Genomic DNA, 16429 nt, shown 5'->3' on the forward strand with positions numbered 1-16429 from the left:
ATTGCGCCCCGCATTGCGCATTTATTCGCTCAGACCGCGACCCGCACCGGTATCCGACGCCGCCCGAAGTGGCCGGGTCTGCGGTCGAAATGTCCGGCGGGCGCGGTTCCGCAGTCGGGGCAGCGCCCATCTGCATCGAGCCGATAAGCGTTGATCTCGTACCAGTCGCGCTCGATCAGCGGTTTCCCGCAACCGGCACAGAAGGTGGTGCCGCCTTCGCGGTCGTGCACATTGCCGGTGTAGACGAAATGCAGCCCTTGCGCGAGGCCGATCTCGCGCGCCCGGCGCAGCGTTGCCGGTGGCGTCGGCGGCACGTCGGTCATCTTGTAGTCCGGATGGAAGGCGGTGAAATGCAGCGGCACATCAGGGCCGAGATGCTCGGCAACCCAGCGTGTCAGCGCCTCGAGCTCTTCGTTGCTGTCGTTGGCGCCCGGGATCAGCAGCGTCGTGATCTCGAGCCAGCAGTCGGTTTCATGGTGGATATATTCGAGCGTCTCGAGCACCGGCGCGAGGTGGGCGCCGGTCTGGCGGAAATAGAAGTTCTCGTTAAAACCCTTCAGGTCGACATTGGCCGCATCCATCTTGGCGTAGAAGGCCCGGCGTGGCTCGGCATGGATATAGCCGGCCGTGACCGCCACCGCATTGATGCCGCGCTGATGGCAGGCGTCGGCGGTATCGATCGCATATTCGGCAAAGATCACCGGATCGTTGTAGGTGAAGGCAACGCTGCGGCAGCCGTTCGCCTCGGCCACTTCGGCGATGCGCTCGGGTGATGCCTGGTCCATCAGCCGGTCCATCTCGCGGCTTTTCGAGATGTCCCAGTTCTGGCAGAACTTGCAGGCGAGGTTGCAGCCGGCGGTGCCGAACGACAACACGCTGCTGCCCGGATGAAAATGGTTCAGCGGTTTTTTCTCGATCGGATCGATGCAGAAGCCGGAGCTGCGGCCATGGGTCGTCAGCACGATGTGGTCGCCCTGGCGGGCGCGCACGAAACACAGCCCGCGCTGCCCGTCGTGCAGGCGGCAGTCGCGCGGGCAGAGGTCGCATTGCAGCCGGCCATCGTCGAGCCGGTGCCACCACGATGCCGGATGGACCGTCCCGAGCGGCTCGACGCGCGTGTTCACTGCAGGCTCCGCAGCGTGCCGCCTGCATCGGCATAGTGGCGAACGCGGTAGGTTTTCAGCTGCACGTCGGCAGCCCAGAAATCGGCGGGCAGACCGGCCTTGCGCAGCAACTCGCTGACGAAGTCCTGCGGCTGCGGCAATTGCCGCCAGACCTGCGGCAAGAAGGTCGACCGATGCCCGCGCCACTCGAGGATCACGCCGTCGCGATGCGGCTGCAGCTGGCGCAGCACGGCATCGCGGCTCGGTGCCGGTGGCAGCGCTTCGGCCGGCTCGAGCAGCGAGATCTCGACCGCGATGCCCGGCCATTCCTCGGCGCGCAGCGGCGCAAAACGCGGATCGTCGAAGGCCGCCGCGGCGGCATTGCGGCGCACATCGTCTTCCAGCGCGGCTGTCGCCTCGAGCCGGCCGATGCAGCCGCGCAACTCGCCGGCAGCGTCGCGCAGCGTGACGAAGGTGGCGCCGGCGATGCCGAGCGACGGATGCGGCGGCTCGGCTTCGAGCGACTGCAGGCCGAGGCGCTGGCTGATCGTGTTGCGCGCCCGGCTCAACAACGCCGCGCCGAGCTGCTGCTGATCGTCGGCTGGTTTTTCCTGCTCGAGCGGGCCAGTCAATACCAGCGCGGCGTAACCGACAACCCGCTGGCGGTCGCCGGCGGTATCGCCGGAGTTGCGCAGGTCGAGCAATTGCGCATGCAGCCCGTGGCGACGCGCCGCGAGCATTGCGCCGTTCAGCGCATGCGCGCCACAGGCCTCGAACGGGTCGAAATCGGTCGCCAGGTCGACCATCCGCGCCGTCGTCATCCGGTCGGTCGTGCGGGCATCGTCGTACGGCAGGTAGTGCGACAGATCGGTGCTGATGACGATCAGCGTCTCGTCGCCGCCCCACAGCCGTTCGATCACCTCGGCCACCTGCTCGGGATCGGCGTTGCCGACCGCCAGCGGCAGCAGTTCGAAGCTGTCGCCGAGCACGGCCTGCAGGAACGGCAGCTGCACCTCGAGCGAATGTTCCTGCGCGTGGGCGCGGTCGCTGCGCACGACCTGCGGCAGCGCGGCAATCGAATCGCGCGCCGCGCGATCGATGCAGATGCGGCCGAGCGGCGTCTCGAATGCGTCGACGGTCGGTACCGCAAGCCCGTCGACCCGGACCCGGTGGGTCGGGCCGAGCAGCACGACGCGGCGGATCTTCGATGCCCAGGGCGCCATCTGCGCATAGGCGCGGCCGGCTACCGCGCCCGAATAGACATAACCGGCGTGCGGCACGATCAGCAGTTTTGGTTGCACATCGGACGCTGGCAGCGCCGACGCTTCCAGACAATCGCGCAACTGCGAGCGCAGCGCGGCATCGTCTGCAGGGTAGAACATGCCGGCCACTGCGGCCGGTCGGATAGCGAACATGGCTGGGAACCTCCGTACCTCGGGCTGCCCGAGGCGCAGCCCGGCAGGGCAAGCGCCTACTGAACAGAAGATAGGTCCGGGTCGGCGTTTGTCAAGCCGGCGGCTGGCAAGCCCGGCAATTCAGCCGTCAGCGCAGCCTGTACTGGCGGTCGCCGAACAAGGCCTCGCGGGCTTTTTCGTCGACCAGCGGCTTGCGCCTGTCGGCCAGCACCTCGACGCCTCGCCGCACCGCCGGGCGGCCGGCGATCTCGTCGAACCAGCCGCGCAGGTTCGGATGGTCATCCCAGACAATGCCCTGGTTTTTCCACGAGCGCAGCCACGGAAAGGTTGCGATATCGGCGATCGTATAGTCGGCGCCGGCAAGATAGCCGTGGCGCGCGACCTGCTTGTCCAGCACGCCATACAGGCGCCGCGCCTCATTGGTATAGCGCTCGATCGCATAGTCGATCTTCTGCGGCGCATAGATGCGGAAATGATGGGCCTGGCCGAGCATCGGTCCGACCCCGCCCATCTGGAACATCAGCCATTGCAGCACCTCGTAGCGCGCGCTGACCGACTGCGGAAGAAAGCGGCCGGTCTTGGCAGCGAGGTAGAGCAGGATCGCACCGGATTCGAACAGCGAGATCGGCTTGCCGTCAGGGCCGTCGGGGTCGACGATCGCCGGAATCTTGTTGTTCGGGCTGATCGCGAGGAAGTCCGGATCGAACTGCTCGCCATTGCCGATATCGACCGCGTGAACCCGATAAGGCAGCCCACATTCCTCGAGCATGATGTGGATCTTGTGGCCGTTCGGCGTCGCCCACGAATACAGGTCGATCATTTCCAGTCTCCAGGCTGACGAGGTGCCCGAAGACTATAGGCCCTTCGTCGGCCACGGCGGCCGTTGTCGCCGCGGCCGCAGCCGTCAACGCATCCGCAGCTGCTCGTGTTCGCCCATGTCGGTCGGCGGATCTCCAGTCACTGCTGCCTTTGCCATCTTCAGCAGTTGCACCAGCTTGTTGCTCTTGACGTCCCAGTAGTCGGCGTGGATCACGCGCACACCGACCAGCGCCAGATCGGGATCCTCCGGCCCGCCCGGGAACCAGGCCTTGGCCATCGCCGACCACAGCTGCTGCTTCTTCGCCGGGTCCTCGACCACCGATGCGTTGCCGGCGATCGAGACATAGCTGTCGTCGCCCGGGTCGGCGAAGGCGATGTTGACGGCAGGGTCGCTGGCCAGGTCGGCGACCGCATCGTTGCGTCGCGACATGAAAAACCACAACGTGTCGGATTGATCGAGCGACTTGTTCTGCACCGTCATCGGCCTCGAGTGCAGGTGGCCGTTCGAATGTCGCGACGTGAACATCGCGAACCTGATGTCCTTGATCAATGACCACAGGTGTTCGCGGCGATCGTCATCGGTTTTCAGGTTGGACAGGTCTGGTGCGGGCATCGTTCTACCTCCGGTTGCGTTGTCGGTTTTCCATTGCAACGCCTCGCTGGTCCGGCCGCAGTCGGTCGGCGCCGGAGCGGGTTGTCGGACAAGCACCATCGCGAGTCGCGCACGGCCGCATACACTCGGGTTGCCGGCTCGCAGACTCACGCACCTGCCGGCTTTCGTCCTTCCAAGCTCCCAGCATGTTCGACGCGATCAAACGGATGTTTGCCAGCCAGCCAGACGGGCCCGACTGGCGCGCGGTGGCCGGCTGGGCCCGCGCACAGCGTTTTACCTTCAAGCAGGTACCCGAGTCGGACGGCTTCGCGATCGACGGCCGCTTCGACGATCGGCCGTGGCGGCTCGAGTGGGGTCCGGCGCAGCGCCGCTACATCAAGACCCGCGAGCTGCGGATCCGGATGGAAATGGCGCAGCAGCCCGAACTGCAGATGATGGTGCTGAGCCGCAGCCTGCTCGAATTGCTGGAGCAGGAGACCTTCGACGATTTCACGCAGGGCACGCAGACCTATGTCGGCAGTTCAGTGCCGGAGGAGATGCGCTGGCTGGCGATGTGGCCGCGCGCCGCGCTGAGCGGGCAGCGCGAGGTGCGCCAGCATTTTGCGGCGCTCGGCGCCAACCCCGATGTCGCCGGGAGCTGGGTCGAGGGGCCGCTCGGCACCCAGTTGCTGGCGGCCGGGCAAGGGCTGCTGAGCCGGCAGCCACCGTTCATGCTGATGTGCCATCGCGCGCGCCTGTATCTGCGAATGGAACTGGGCGAGGTCGACCCGCTGGCGCTGTCCGAGGCCGTGCTGCTGTTCGCGGTCGCTGCGCAGCAGGTGCTGCGCCTCGATGGCCGCGATGCGCAGGCGCAGGCCTGGGTCGCAGCCGCGTCAGCAGACTGGCAAGGATTGCGGGCCAGGCAACACGGCCCGACCTGAGCACGCCAGTCAGCGCTTGCCGCGCGCGATCCGCCAGCCGAGTTCGGCCAGCGGCTTCGCGCCGGCCGCGGCCTGGCGCGCCTCGTCGCTGGAGGCGGTGCCGTCGACCACCCGTTTGGCAATGCCTTGCAGGATGCCAGCCATCCTGAACAGGTTGTAGGCGAGGTAGAAGGTCCAGTCGGCAAGCACCGCGTCGACGTCATTGCCGGGCGTGGTGCGGCCGGTGCGCTCGCAATAGCGGCGCACATAGTCGCGTTCGTCCGGAATGCCGCGTGCGGCCAGGTCGAGGCCGCCAATGCCGCGGAAGACATTGGCCGAGATGTGCCACGACATGCAGTGGTAACTGAAATCGGCAAGCGGGTGGCCGATCGTCGACAGTTCCCAGTCGAGCACCGCGAGCACACGCGGCTCATCCGGATGGAAGATCAGGTTGTCGAGCCGGTAGTCGCCGTGCACGATGCCGACCTGCCGCTCGTCGCGCGCGCTGGCCGGAATATTCGCCGGCAGCCAGGCCATCAGTTCTTCCATCGCGGCGATCGGCTCGGTCACCGACGCCTGGTACTGCTTGCTCCAGCGGCCGATCTGGCGCTCGAAATAGTTGCCCGGCCGGCCGTAGTCGCTCAGTCCGACGGCCGCCACGTCGACCCGATGCAGCGCGGCGATGACCCGGTTCATCTCGTCATAGATCGCCGATCGCTCTTGATTCGCCATCCCCGGCAGTGCCTGGTCCCACAACACGCGCCCGTCGACCATGTCCATCAGGTAGAAGGCCCGGCCGATCACCGATTCGTCCTCGCACAGCAGGTGCATCCCGGGTACTGGCACCTCGGTCGACTGCAGTGCCTGCATCACGCGGTATTCGCGTTCGATTGCGTGCGCCGACGGCAGCAGCTTCGCCTTCGGGCCGGGCTTGGTCCGCATCACGAAGCTGCGGTCGCCGCAAACCAGCTTGAAAGTCGGGTTCGACTGGCCGCCCTTGAACCGTTCGAGCCGCAGCGGCCCTGCGAAGCCGGGCAGTTCGCGGCTCAGGTAGGCAGACAAGGCATCGGTGTCGATCGCGTGCTGGGCCTGGTTGTTGGATGTTTCGGTCTGTTGAGGCATGGCTTGCAAGGTGGTTCAGGTCTGGTGTTCGGCGATCGCCATCAGCTTTTCCCGCGACAGCACGACCAGCCGCGTCGGCTCGATGCGCACCGCGCCGTCGCGCTCGAAACCTTTCAGTTCCTGGTTGACGCGCTGGCGCGATGCACCGAGCAGCTGGGCAAGATCCTCCTGCGCAAGCGCCAGTCCGATGCGGATTTCGTCGCCACTCCGGCTGCCGTAGCTGCGCGCGAGCAGCAGGATCTGTTTCGCCAGCCGCGAGGCCAGGGGCTTCGTATTGAGGTCCTCGAAGGCGTCGAACATCAGCCGCAGTCGGCGGCAGTTCAGGCGCAGCAAGGCGTCGTACAGCTCGACGTGGCGGGCCAGCAGATCGTGGAAGTCTGCCCTGCGGACGATCAGCAGCGTCGTGTCGCCGTGCGCGGTGGCGTCGTGGGTGCGCGGCAGTCCATCGAACAGCGCGATGTCGCCGAACCACACGCCGGGCTCGACATAAGTCAGCGAAATCTGCCTGCCCGACAGCGACACCGAACTGATGCGGACCGCTCCGTTGGCAACGCCGCACCATTCGGCGGCGACATTGCCGCGCGCGGTGACCAGTTCGCCGTCGGCGATCCGCCTGACCGATGCCCGCGACAGGATGTCGGTGCGCAACGGCGCCGACAGCTTCGAGAACCACGATCCGGTTTCGATGTGTTGGCGCTCGGGCGGGGTGAGGGCAGACGAATACATTGGGCGATTGGCTGGCACGCGAAGCGCCAGGCATCTTATTGTGCGACGTCGCGAGGCCGCGCCAGCCGCAGCGACATGACGTTCCGGGCGACCGAGCGACCTGCTTGCGAATGTATCTTCATGTTAGAGTCATTCGACACCGAACACCCCCTCCGCATGCGCCGACCTGCTACCGCCGTTACCGTTGGTTTGATGCTGTTGCTGGTCAGTGCCAGCGTCTTCGCGCTCGGCATGGGACGGGTGCGGACCGCCAGTTTCCTTGGTGATCCGCTCGATTTCACGGTCGCGCTGCTGGCCCAGCCTGGCGATCCGGTCGTTCCGGAATGCATCAGCGCCGATGTCTATTCCGGCGAGTCGCGAGTGCCGGACGACCTCGTGCGCATCAGCATCGACCGCGCCCGCGATGGTGCTCCGAGCTCGCTGCGCGTGGTCACGGCGACCCGCATCGACGAACCATTGGCGCGCGTCGATCTGCGGCTCGAATGCGGCACGTCGATCCGCCGCAGCTATGTGGTCTTCATCGATCCGCCGACGCTCGACCTCGCACGCACCGAGCGTTTCGCTGCCGCCGATGGTTTGCAACCGCAGTTGCCAGCTCGGCGCGCCGCCGAGCCGTCCACTGCCGCCACACCTGCGCGCGCGGCGTCGCGGCGGGCTTCGACGGCGTCCGGACGTGCACCGTCGTCGGCGCGCTCCAGCGGCGGTGGTGCATCGCGCGCAGCGCGGCCGCAGCGCAGTGCCGCAGCAGCGCCGCCGCGCCGCGCTTCGACACGCGACACCAGGGTTGCCGCCGTTCCGCGCGAAGCCCCGGCCACCAGCAGCCTGAAACTTGAATCGGCGCCGCCAGTGCTGCCGGGCGCAGACACGGCCGGTGGTGCTGCTCGGTCGGCAGCCGGCGGCTCGGCGACCGCCGATCCGACATTGGCCGCGGCCAGCGCCGCGCCCGCTGCAGCGGCAAGCCCGACCGCCAGCGGTGTCGTCGTCGGTGTTGCGCCGTCGGCATCGGCAGCGGTCAGTGGCCTGCTCGGAGAGTTGGCCGCGAAGGCCGATGCCGATGCGATGCTCGTCAGTGCCGACAAGCTGCGTGCACTCGACGAAAACCTGGCGCGCCTGCGCAGCGACAACGAGGCGCTGCAACGCAGCAGCGCCGAACTGCAGCAGCGGCTGCTTGCGGCGGAACAGGATCGTTCATCGAATACGCTGATTTATGGCCTCGCGGCCGCGATGCTGTTGTTGCTGCTCGCGGTGATCGCCTTGCTGGTCAGGCAGTCGGCGATGCGCCGCGAGTCTGACTGGCTGAAGGCTGCCGCCGAGAATTCGCCGCCGGTCGATCCGACGATCGGCGCCGTGCGTTCAATCGTCCGGCCGTCGGCAGCCGCCGGCAGCCATGCAGCGGCCGACGCGGCCGCGGCGGCAGCGGCGGCGCGGTTGTCCGAGAAGGCGACGACGCCGGGCCCGCGCGCCGCGCTGCATCCGGGCGCTGGAAAATCCGCCGCGCCGGTTGTCGGCGGCGCGGCCGCCGCCGCTGCAGGCGCTGCGGGGCTGGCCGCTGCCGACGATGACGATGACGATGCCTCGGCAGCGCCAGCACCGGCGGCCGCGAGAGCGTTCGACACCACCGCGGTGCACGAGCCAAGACAGGATGTCAGCGTCGATGAATTGATTGACCTCGAGCAGCAGGCCGACTTTTTCGAGGTGCTCGGCCAGGATGACGCGGCGGTCGACCTGTTGAACGGCCACCTGCAGGGCACTGGCGGCGTCAGTCCGATGCCGTATCTGAAGTTGCTCGAAATCCATCGCCGGCGCGGTGAACGGGCTGCCTACGACCGTGTCCGCGAGCGCTTCAACCGGCGGTTCGGTGCCTTCGCGCCCGAATGGGAAGCGCATTCGGGCCACGACCGCGGGCTGCAGGACTATCCGCAGATCGTCGAGCAGCTGCAGCGCGGCTGGGACAGCCCCACGCACGCGATGAATACGCTGACCGACCTGCTGTTCAAGCGGCATGAAGGCGCCGAGACCTTCGACCTGCCGGCATACGCCGAGCTGCTGTTCCTGTATTCGATCGCCCGCGACCTGGCCGAGACCGAGGCTTCGTCCAGCGACGTCGACCTGCTGCTGCCGCTCGACGACGGCGACGCGGATCGCAGCTTCAGCCTTGATGCTGCTGATGGTTCGCCGGATACCCTGCCGGTTGATCCTTCCGCCGATCTGGCCGACTTGCCGCCGACGGTGCCCGAGTCGAGACCAGACGCGGCCGCCCCGGAACCGGCGCCACCGGCGCCTGCCCCCGGCGAGCGCTCGCTGCCAGACCTCGACTTCGATTTGCCCGACCTCGATCTGCACGAGCCCAAGGAGCCCAAGGGCCCGCTGTCGAAGAACTGATGCGCCCGGCGGGGCGCTGCGTCAGAGGCCGCTCAGGCGGCCCAGCGCATGCTGCAGCGTCTCGTCCTTCTTCGCGAAGCAGAAACGCGCCAGGTGCTGGTCGCGGCCGTCCGAATAGAACGCCGACAGCGGAATCGCCGCGACACCGACCTCGCGCGTCAGCCAGCTGCAGAATTCTGCTTCCGGCAGCTGGCTGACCTCGCTGTAGTCGACGACCTGGAAATAGCTGCCTTCGCTCGGCAGCAGCCGCAGCCGGCTGTTGCCGAGCCCGGCGCGGAACAGATCCCGCTTGTGCTGGTAGAACGCCGGCAGATCCAGATAGGGCCGGGCATCCGCCATGTAGCTGGCCAGCGCATGCTGCATCGGCGTATTGACCGTGAAGACATTGAACTGGTGCACCTTGCGGAATTCGGCCGTCAATGGCGCCGGTGCCGCGACGTAGCCGATTTTCCAGCCGGTCACGTGGTAGGTCTTGCCGAAACTCGAGACGATCACGCTGCGCGCGGCCAGTTCCGGCCAGCGCGCGACGCTCTGGTGTGGTGCGCCGTCGAACACCATGTGTTCGTAGACCTCGTCGGAGATCACGATCACGCCGGTCGGCCGCAGCAGCTCGGCGAGCTGCTGCATGTCCTCGGCGCGCCAGACGGTGCCGCTCGGGTTGTGTGGTGAATTGATGATGATCGCCCGCGTATTCGGGCGCAGCGCCGCGGCGATGCGGTCGAAATCGGGGCGGAAAGTCTGCGGCGTCAGCGCCACATGAACCGGCCGCGCGCCGGCCAGCACGATATTCGGCTCGTAGCTGTCGTAGCAGGGATCGAGCACGATCACCTCGTCGCCCGGATGGACCAGCGCAAGGATGGCGGTCAGGATCGCCTGCGTCGCGCCGGCGGTGATCGTGATTTCGGTGCCGGCGTCGTAGCGGTGGCCGTACAGCGTCGCGATCTTCGCCGCCACCGCGTCGCGCAGCGGCGCAATGCCGGTCATCGGCGGATACTGGTTGTGGCCTTGCCGCATCGCCTCGGTGACCGCATCGAGCAGCGCCGGGTCGCCGGCGAAATCCGGAAAACCCTGGCCCAGATTGACCGCGCCATGCTGCTGCGCGAGCGCCGACATCACGGTGAAGATGGTGGTGCCGACGCTCGGCAGCCGGCTGGTGACGGCGGGGGACTGGAAATCGGTCATCAGAGGGATCGCAGAAAAATGCTGGTCAGAGCTGGTAGTCGTCGGGATTGCCGGAGATCGCACGCGCGACGAGGTTGCGGCCGAGGCGGTCGGACAGCATCTCGGCGAACGAATAGACGAAGCTGCGCAGGTAGGCGCCACGCTTGAATGCAATGCGGGCGACATTCTGGCCGAACAGATGGCCGACCGGCCGCGCGACCAGTTCGCCGTTGGCCGGGTCGTCGCGGACAGCCATCTCGGCGACGATGCCGACCCCCATGCCGAGCCGCACATAGGTCTTGATGACATCCGAATCGATCGCCTCGAGCACGATGTTCGGTTTCAGCTGGCGCGTCTCGAAGGCATGGTCGATGCGCGTTCTGCCGGTGAAGCTCGGGTGGTAGGAAATCAGCGGCTGCACGACCAGGTCTTCGAGGCTGAGCCGCTCGACGCGGGCCAGCGGATGGCCGACCGGCATCACCGCGACGTGTTGCCATTCATAACAGGGCAGCGAGACCAGCGCGTCGAAATTCTCCAGCGACTCGGTCGCCAGCCCGACTTCGGCGACCTCGTCGATCACCATCTGCGCCACCTGTTCGGGCGTTCCCTGGTGCAGGCTGATGTTGACTTTCGGAAAACGCTTGCGCAGCTGCGCGACCGGCGCCGGCAACACATAACGCGCCTGCGTGTGGGTGGTTGCAATCGACAGCGTGCCGGCGTCCTGCTTGGAGAATTCCTCGCCGATCCGCTTCAGGTTGTTGACCTCGGCCATGATCAGCTCGATCGAGCGCAGCACCGCAACGCCAGGTTCGGTGACGCGTTTCAGCCGTTTGCCGTGGCGAGCGAAGATTTCGATGCCGAGTTCGTCTTCGAGCTCGAGGATGGCCTTCGAAACGCCAGGCTGCGACGTGAACAGCGCCTTCGCCGTTTCAGTCAGGTTCAGGTTGCGCCGGACGGCCTCCTGGACAAAGCGGAACTGGTGCAGGTTCATCGGCTGCCGCCATCGGGCGGGGTGGGTTCGGAGGAAGGGCCGCCGCCGATCCAGCTCAGCGATGCCTCGGCCATTGCCGCGACGACGCCGGGCATCTCGCCGACCGCCGGCCGCAGTTCCCAGCGGATGCGCGGATAGCGCTCGGCGAGCGTGCGCAGCAGCGCCGGCAGATCCTTGCGCACATGGCCGCCGGCGCCGAGGAACAGCGGCACGACATCGACATGTTCGCAGCCGGATTCGGCAAGGGCCTGGCCGGCGGTCGGCAGATCGGGCTGCATGAATTCGAGAAAGGCGAGCCGCACCTGCAGCGGCGGCTGCAGGCCGGCGCCGGCGCGCGTCGCCCGTGCCGCCACGGCCTCGAACGGCAATGCCCAGTTCGGGTCGCGGGCTCCGTGAGCGAACAGCAGCAGCCCCTTGCGCATCGCCGTCGTCATCAGCGGTAGCGCACCAGCCAGGCGAAGGCGCCCAGCGACAGCAGCAGGTACAGCCCGCTCGGCACCAGCGCGGTCAGCCACGGCGTCCAGTTGCGCAGCAGGCCGAGGTGCCCGGCAACATTGTTCAGCAACACGAAACTGATGCCGAGCATGATGCCGCCGAAGATCTTCAGGCTGATGCCGCCGGCGCGTGCGTGCAGGTAGGCAAACGGCAGGGCCAGCGCAACCATCACGATGCAGGCGAACGGATAGAACGCGCGTTTCCAGAACTGGATCTCCTGCCGCTGCGCGGCCTGATCGTTGGCCGACAGATGGCCGATATAGCGCCACAGTTCCCAAGTCGACATCGTCGCCAGCGGCAGCACGGCGGCGGCAACGACATCGGCGGACAGGCCGCTCGACCAGTCCATCGCTTCGAGCTTGCTGCTTTCGATGCGGGGTGGCTGCTGCACCGGCGCCGTCGCATCGAAACCCGACCAGCGGGTCATCTCCACGTCGCGCAGCGCCCAGCGGCCGTTCCTGTCGACGGTGCCGGATTCAGCGGCGATGCGCTTGACCAGCGAGCCGTCGCCGCCGAACTCGTAGATACGGATGCCTTCGAGCTGGTTGCCGGAGCCGGCGCTCGCGACATTGACCGCGACATTGTGTTCGCCGTCGGTGGAGACCTGGCGGTCCTTCAGCCAGGCGCCGGCACGGCCGCCGCTGAAACCGGAGCGCAATTCCTCGGCCTGCTGTTCGGCATACGGCGCGACATAGTCGCCGATCACGAACGTGAAGACCGCGAAGATCAGGCCGAGGCCGGCAAGCAGCGACAAAGCCCGGCCCGGGCCGAGCCCGCCGGTGCGCAGGATCGTGAATTCAGACGACTGCGCCATCCGCGCCAGTGCATAGATGGTGCCGATCAGCACCGCGATCGGCGCCAGTTCGTAGAGGTGGCCGGGAATCTCGAGCAGGCTGTACGCGGCCGCATCGAGCGCGGTGTAGCCACGTTTGCCGACATCGCCGAGTTCATCGACAAAATCGATGAAGAAGAACAGCGACAGGAAGGCCAGCGCGACGAATACCACCGCGCTGACGATGTCGAGGTAGAACAGACGGCGAACGGTTTTCATGCCGCCGCTCCGGCCGGCGGTGACGCTGCGAGGCGGCTGCGCCGTTGCCACGGCATGCCGCGGATGCTGTTGTCGCGCCACCAGATCAGCGCCAGCGCCAGCAGCATCGTGCCGCCGTGGGCCAGCAGCAGCGCAGCGCCGAGCCCGAGCTTGCCATTGGTGACCCAGGCCTTGGTCAGGTTGATCAGGTTGTAATAGACGACGAAGCTGAGCAGCGCAAACAGCATGTTCCAGTTGCCGGCGCGGCGCGGGTTTGCATAGGACAGGCCGATGCCGAGCAGCACCATGTTGCTGGCCGCCAGCAGCAGGCCCATCCGCCACGCCAGTTCACCCTGGAACGGCGGATCGGGCTGGCGCAGCAACTCGAGGCTGTGCCTGGCCTTCGGCGGGCGCTGCTTGTTGTCGCTGCTGACGCGTTCGCCGACGCTGGCCGAATACGACTCGAAGCGCGAGATCGTCGTCTCGCCGGATTTTTCATCGATGTCGTTGCGCTGGCCGCGCTGCAACACCAGCATCCGCTCGTCGTCGCGCCATTCGATCTGGCCGCGTTCGGCGGTGGTGACCGATTCGCCGTTGTCGGAATTGCTCAGGATGAAGACATTGTGGCCGGTCGTGCTGTCCGGCGTGTCGCGGTCGATGAAAAAGGTGCGGCGCCCATCCTTCGAGGTCTGGAAGGTGCCGGCGGCGACGCGCGACAGGTCGGAGCGTGCCTCGAACCGCGCCTGCAGGTCGACCGCGCGCTGGTTGACCCACGGCCAGACGAACAATGCCAGCAGGCCGACCACCAGCAGCACCGGCCATGCGGTGCCGAGCACCGGGCCGACGAAGCGGCTCAGGCCGACGCCGCTGGCAAACCAGATCGTCATCTCGCTGTCGCGGTACATGCGGCTCAACGTCGCAACGATCGCGATGAACAGCGACAACGCGAGGATCGTCGGCAGATGGCCGAGCGCGGTATAGGCCAGCAGCAGCACCACGTCCTGCGGCGAGACCCGGCCGAGTGCAGCCTGGCCAAGCGTGCGGATCAGCATCATCGTCAGCACGATCGTGATGATGACGACCAGCGTCGCGCCGAAACTGCGTGCCAGATCGCGACGCAATGTGGAATCGAATAACATCGTTGATTGCCTGATCCTTCTGGACATTATGGACTTCAAACACCTGATTTCTTCGGCAGCGGCGCTGTCATCCATCCAGGCCGACGCGCTGGTCGTCGTGATCGAAACCGAACAGCGTGACCCCTCGCTCGACCCGGCAGTCGCGACGCTGATCGACGATGCGGTGAAGGGCGGTGACCTGCAGCTGAAGGCCGGCCGCAACGTCTATTTCCATCGCCCGGCCGGTCTGAAGGCGCAGCGGCTGGTGGTCGCGGTCGCCGCACCGTCGGCAGCCGGCGAGGTAAAAACCTTCAAGGCCGCACTGGCGCAGGCGCTGTCGGTGCTGAAGGGCGGTGGGGCAAAACATGTCGTCGTCGCGCTGGCCAGCTCAGCCGCCGTCGGCGCCGTGCATGCCGAGGCAGTGACCGCCGCTGCCGGCGACGCCACCTATCTGTACCGCAAGACCAAGCCGAGTGCCGGCGCGGCACCGCTGCTGCAGAAGCTCAGCCTGGTCTGCGACAAGGCAACCGCACGCGAAGTGCAGCAGGGCCTGCAACGCGGCGCGGCGATCGGTGCCGGCGTCGGGCTGGCGCGTGAATTCGCCAACATGCCGGGCAACCACTGCACGCCGAGTTTTCTTGCCGACCAGGCGCGTGCACTCGGCAAGTCGCACGGGCTGAGCGTGCAGGTGCTCGATCGCAAGGCGGTCGAAAAACTCGGCATGGGCGCCTTCGTCGCGGTTGCGCAAGGCTCGGCCGAGCCGTTGAAATTCATCGTGATGCGCTACGACGGCGCGGCGAAGACGGTTGCGCCGGTGGTGCTGGTCGGCAAGGGCATCACCTTCGATACCGGCGGCATCTCGATCAAGCCGTCGGCCGAGATGGACGAGATGAAATACGACATGGGCGGCGCGGCCAGCGTATTCGGCACGATGCGCGCGATTGTCGAGCTGAAGCCGAAGCTCAATCTCGTGTGCATCGTTCCGAGCTGCGACAACATGCCGAGTGGTACGGCGGTCAAGCCTGGCGACGTCGTCACCAGCATGTCCGGGCAGACGATCGAGATTCTCAATACCGACGCCGAAGGCCGGCTGATCCTCTGTGATGCGTTGACCTATGCCGAGCGCTTCAAGCCGGCGGTGGTCGTCGACATTGCGACGCTGACCGGCGCCTGCGTGATCGCACTCGGCCACCACCACAGCGGCCTGTTCACCGCCGACGACGAGATCGCAGACACGATGCTGCAGGCCAGCCGGCGCGCGCTCGATCCATGCTGGCGGATGCCGCTCGACGAGGAATACGACGAGGCCTTGAAGAGCAATTTTGCCGACATGGCCAACGTCGGCGGCCGTGCCGGTGGCTCGATCACCGCGGCCCGCTTCCTGTCGCGTTTCACCGGCAAATACCGCTGGGCCCACCTCGACATCGCCGGCACCGCGTGGAAATCCGGTGCCGCGAAGGGTGCGACCGGCCGGCCGGTGCCGCTGCTGACGCATTTCGTGCTCGCCCAGCAGAAGTGAGCGATCGGGGTCCGCCGCGGCCATGACCGACGTCGAATTCCATTTCAATGTGCCGGATCGCCAGGCCTACGCATGCCGTCTGTTGCGCAAGGCGGTACGCAAGGGTGCCGGTGTCGCGGTGACCGCGCCACCGGCCACGCTCGATGAACTGGACCGGCTGCTGTGGACGTTTGAAGATACCGGCTTCCTGCCGCACCTGCGGCTGGCGGCGAATGCCGCGCCCGCGCCGCTCCAGCAGCGCACCCCGATCTGGCTGGTCGACCGGGCCGAACAGGCGGCGCATCTGCCGGTGCTCGTTTATCTCGGCGAGCAGCCGGCCGAGGGTTTTGGCAGCTTCGAGCGCCTGATCGAGATCGTCAGCACCGACCCGTCGGAGCGCGAATCGGCCCGGCTGCGCTGGCGCCACTATGCAAGCCGTGGCTATGCGATCAAGCGCCATGAGGTAACCGCATGAAACACCCGACCCCCGCAATCCGACCTTGTGCATCTGCTTGCAGTTGTGACAGCGAGGCAGTTGCCGGCGACGCAGTCGGCGGGCCGAGCCGATGAAACGGTCGCAGCCCCCGGCACGCGTGCCGACGTTGACCGAGGTCCTCGCGCCCGCGCCGGAGCAGCCAGACACGCTGACCCAGGCCGGCGAGGCCCCCGGGCCGCCGGTATTTTCCGAGGCCGAGATCGCCGAGCGGATCAGCAGCGAGCTGCAGGCCCACATCGATCGCGTGCTCGAGGCGCGGGTGCGCGCGGCGCTGACGCCGCTGCTCGAACAAACGGTTACACAGGTCATCGAAGAGACCCGTCGCGAGCTGGCATCGACCTTGCGAGACGGTCTTGCGCGGGCCCTGGCCCATGCACCGGCGCGTCATCGCGACGGCAGTTAGCGGCGTTTGTTTGTCGGACCGGTTGATATACGAAGGTTGGGCTCCAGCGCATCGAGCGCACCCCTGGCAAACACCGCCAGGACAACGGAGAAAACTGGAGTAAATTGCCGCTCCTTGAAATGCTCGCGTTTCAAACGTTCTCTCAACAAGTGTTTTCA

16 protein-coding genes are annotated in these 16429 nt (G+C 66.7%); 5 read left to right on the plus strand and 11 right to left on the minus strand.

From position 1 onward, the window contains the following. Window positions 1-29 precede the first annotated feature (29 nt). From amrS to ACNH6H_RS22030, 4 genes are all read right to left on the minus strand, one after another. Entirely contained in the window at window positions 30-1124 is a 1095-nt protein-coding gene (amrS, locus tag ACNH6H_RS22015; protein WP_418320422.1) for an AmmeMemoRadiSam system radical SAM enzyme, read from the minus strand. Continuing rightward, window positions 1121-2518 (minus strand): AmmeMemoRadiSam system protein B, encoded by a 1398-nt coding sequence (gene amrB / locus ACNH6H_RS22020; protein ID WP_418320423.1) that lies wholly within the window; start codon window positions 2516-2518, stop codon window positions 1121-1123. The genes amrS and amrB overlap by 4 nt, the downstream gene beginning before the upstream one ends. Before the next feature lie 127 nt (window positions 2519-2645). Next, window positions 2646-3338: a glutathione S-transferase N-terminal domain-containing protein gene (locus ACNH6H_RS22025; RefSeq protein WP_418320424.1), complete on the minus strand. Its 693-nt coding sequence runs from the start codon at window positions 3336-3338 to the stop codon at window positions 2646-2648. A gap of 84 nt (window positions 3339-3422) precedes the next feature. After that, window positions 3423-3950: a pyridoxamine 5'-phosphate oxidase family protein gene (locus tag ACNH6H_RS22030; RefSeq protein ID WP_418320425.1), complete on the minus strand. Its 528-nt coding sequence runs from the start codon at window positions 3948-3950 to the stop codon at window positions 3423-3425. A 185-nt stretch (window positions 3951-4135) separates the two neighbouring features. On the opposite strand from ACNH6H_RS22030, the gene ACNH6H_RS22035 reads away from it, so the two are divergent. Then, window positions 4136-4870, plus strand: a complete 735-nt coding sequence (locus ACNH6H_RS22035; RefSeq protein WP_418320426.1) for a hypothetical protein — start codon at window positions 4136-4138, stop codon at window positions 4868-4870. A 9-nt stretch (window positions 4871-4879) separates the two neighbouring features. On the opposite strand, the gene ACNH6H_RS22040 is transcribed toward ACNH6H_RS22035, so the two are convergent. Both ACNH6H_RS22040 and ACNH6H_RS22045 read right to left on the minus strand, forming a co-directional pair. Then, window positions 4880-5971 (minus strand): phosphotransferase, encoded by a 1092-nt coding sequence (locus ACNH6H_RS22040; RefSeq protein WP_418320427.1) that lies wholly within the window; start codon window positions 5969-5971, stop codon window positions 4880-4882. A gap of 15 nt (window positions 5972-5986) precedes the next feature. After that, entirely contained in the window at window positions 5987-6697 is a 711-nt protein-coding gene (locus ACNH6H_RS22045) for a Crp/Fnr family transcriptional regulator (RefSeq protein WP_418320428.1), read from the minus strand. A 156-nt stretch (window positions 6698-6853) separates the two neighbouring features. On the opposite strand from ACNH6H_RS22045, the gene ACNH6H_RS22050 reads away from it, so the two are divergent. Further along, on the plus strand, window positions 6854-9079 hold the full coding sequence (locus tag ACNH6H_RS22050) for a FimV family protein (protein WP_418320429.1): 2226 nt from the start codon (window positions 6854-6856) through the stop codon (window positions 9077-9079). Window positions 9080-9100: 21 nt separating this feature from the next. Here ACNH6H_RS22050 and ACNH6H_RS22055 read toward each other — a convergent pair whose 3' ends face one another. The 5 genes from ACNH6H_RS22055 to lptF are packed head-to-tail and all read right to left on the minus strand — an operon-like array spanning window position 9101 to window position 13895. Then, window positions 9101-10261 (minus strand): pyridoxal phosphate-dependent aminotransferase, encoded by a 1161-nt coding sequence (locus ACNH6H_RS22055; protein ID WP_418320430.1) that lies wholly within the window; start codon window positions 10259-10261, stop codon window positions 9101-9103. Window positions 10262-10286: 25 nt separating this feature from the next. Then, a complete protein-coding gene (locus ACNH6H_RS22060; protein ID WP_418320431.1) occupies window positions 10287-11231 on the minus strand; it encodes a CysB family HTH-type transcriptional regulator in 945 nt (314 codons plus the stop codon). Continuing rightward, window positions 11228-11665, minus strand: coding sequence for a sirohydrochlorin chelatase (locus ACNH6H_RS22065; RefSeq protein ID WP_418320432.1), 438 nt, complete (start codon window positions 11663-11665; stop codon window positions 11228-11230). Before ACNH6H_RS22065 ends, ACNH6H_RS22060 begins: the two co-directional genes overlap by 4 nt. Then, window positions 11665-12777, minus strand: coding sequence for an LPS export ABC transporter permease LptG (gene lptG, locus ACNH6H_RS22070; RefSeq protein ID WP_418320433.1), 1113 nt, complete (start codon window positions 12775-12777; stop codon window positions 11665-11667). The genes ACNH6H_RS22065 and lptG overlap by 1 nt, the downstream gene beginning before the upstream one ends. Continuing rightward, window positions 12774-13895 carry an LPS export ABC transporter permease LptF gene (gene lptF, locus ACNH6H_RS22075; protein WP_418320434.1) on the minus strand — a complete coding sequence of 374 codons (1122 nt, stop codon included), beginning with the start codon at window positions 13893-13895 and terminating at the stop codon, window positions 12774-12776. The genes lptG and lptF overlap by 4 nt, the downstream gene beginning before the upstream one ends. A 28-nt stretch (window positions 13896-13923) precedes the next feature. On the opposite strand from lptF, the gene ACNH6H_RS22080 reads away from it, so the two are divergent. From ACNH6H_RS22080 to ACNH6H_RS22090, 3 genes are all read left to right on the plus strand, one after another. After that, a complete protein-coding gene (locus ACNH6H_RS22080) occupies window positions 13924-15393 on the plus strand; it encodes a leucyl aminopeptidase (RefSeq protein ID WP_418320435.1) in 1470 nt (489 codons plus the stop codon). A 22-nt stretch (window positions 15394-15415) separates the two neighbouring features. Further along, entirely contained in the window at window positions 15416-15847 is a 432-nt protein-coding gene (locus ACNH6H_RS22085) for a DNA polymerase III subunit chi (RefSeq protein ID WP_418320436.1), read from the plus strand. Window positions 15848-15974: 127 nt separating this feature from the next. Beyond that, on the plus strand, window positions 15975-16271 hold the full coding sequence (locus ACNH6H_RS22090) for a hypothetical protein (protein WP_418320437.1): 297 nt from the start codon (window positions 15975-15977) through the stop codon (window positions 16269-16271). Window positions 16272-16429 lie beyond the last annotated feature (158 nt).

This window comes from Pseudideonella sakaiensis (assembly GCF_048320135.1).
GTDB lineage: Bacteria > Pseudomonadota > Gammaproteobacteria > Burkholderiales > Burkholderiaceae_C > Ideonella_A > Ideonella_A sakaiensis_A.

Bases quoted from the DNA above. Each gene is read 5' to 3' on its own strand.
- ACNH6H_RS22025 (WP_418320424.1), bottom strand. From the start codon at position 3,338: ATGATCGACCTGTATTCGTGGGCGACGCCGAACGGCCACAAGATCCAC.
- ACNH6H_RS22035 (WP_418320426.1), top strand. From the start codon at position 4,136: ATGTTCGACGCGATCAAACGGATGTTTGCCAGCCAGCCAGACGGGCCC.
- ACNH6H_RS22045 (WP_418320428.1), bottom strand. From the start codon at position 6,697: ATGTATTCGTCTGCCCTCACCCCGCCCGAGCGCCAACACATCGAAACC.
- ACNH6H_RS22060 (WP_418320431.1), bottom strand. From the start codon at position 11,231: ATGAACCTGCACCAGTTCCGCTTTGTCCAGGAGGCCGTCCGGCGCAAC.
- ACNH6H_RS22040 (WP_418320427.1), bottom strand. From the start codon at position 5,971: ATGCCTCAACAGACCGAAACATCCAACAACCAGGCCCAGCACGCGATC.
- amrB (WP_418320423.1), bottom strand. From the start codon at position 2,518: ATGTTCGCTATCCGACCGGCCGCAGTGGCCGGCATGTTCTACCCTGCA.
- ACNH6H_RS22065 (WP_418320432.1), bottom strand. From the start codon at position 11,665: ATGACGACGGCGATGCGCAAGGGGCTGCTGCTGTTCGCTCACGGAGCC.
- lptG (WP_418320433.1), bottom strand. From the start codon at position 12,777: ATGAAAACCGTTCGCCGTCTGTTCTACCTCGACATCGTCAGCGCGGTG.
- ACNH6H_RS22085 (WP_418320436.1), top strand. From the start codon at position 15,416: ATGACCGACGTCGAATTCCATTTCAATGTGCCGGATCGCCAGGCCTAC.
- lptF (WP_418320434.1), bottom strand. From the start codon at position 13,895: ATGTTATTCGATTCCACATTGCGTCGCGATCTGGCACGCAGTTTCGGC.
- ACNH6H_RS22030 (WP_418320425.1), bottom strand. From the start codon at position 3,950: ATGCCCGCACCAGACCTGTCCAACCTGAAAACCGATGACGATCGCCGC.
- ACNH6H_RS22055 (WP_418320430.1), bottom strand. From the start codon at position 10,261: ATGACCGATTTCCAGTCCCCCGCCGTCACCAGCCGGCTGCCGAGCGTC.
- ACNH6H_RS22050 (WP_418320429.1), top strand. From the start codon at position 6,854: ATGCGCCGACCTGCTACCGCCGTTACCGTTGGTTTGATGCTGTTGCTG.
- ACNH6H_RS22080 (WP_418320435.1), top strand. From the start codon at position 13,924: ATGGACTTCAAACACCTGATTTCTTCGGCAGCGGCGCTGTCATCCATC.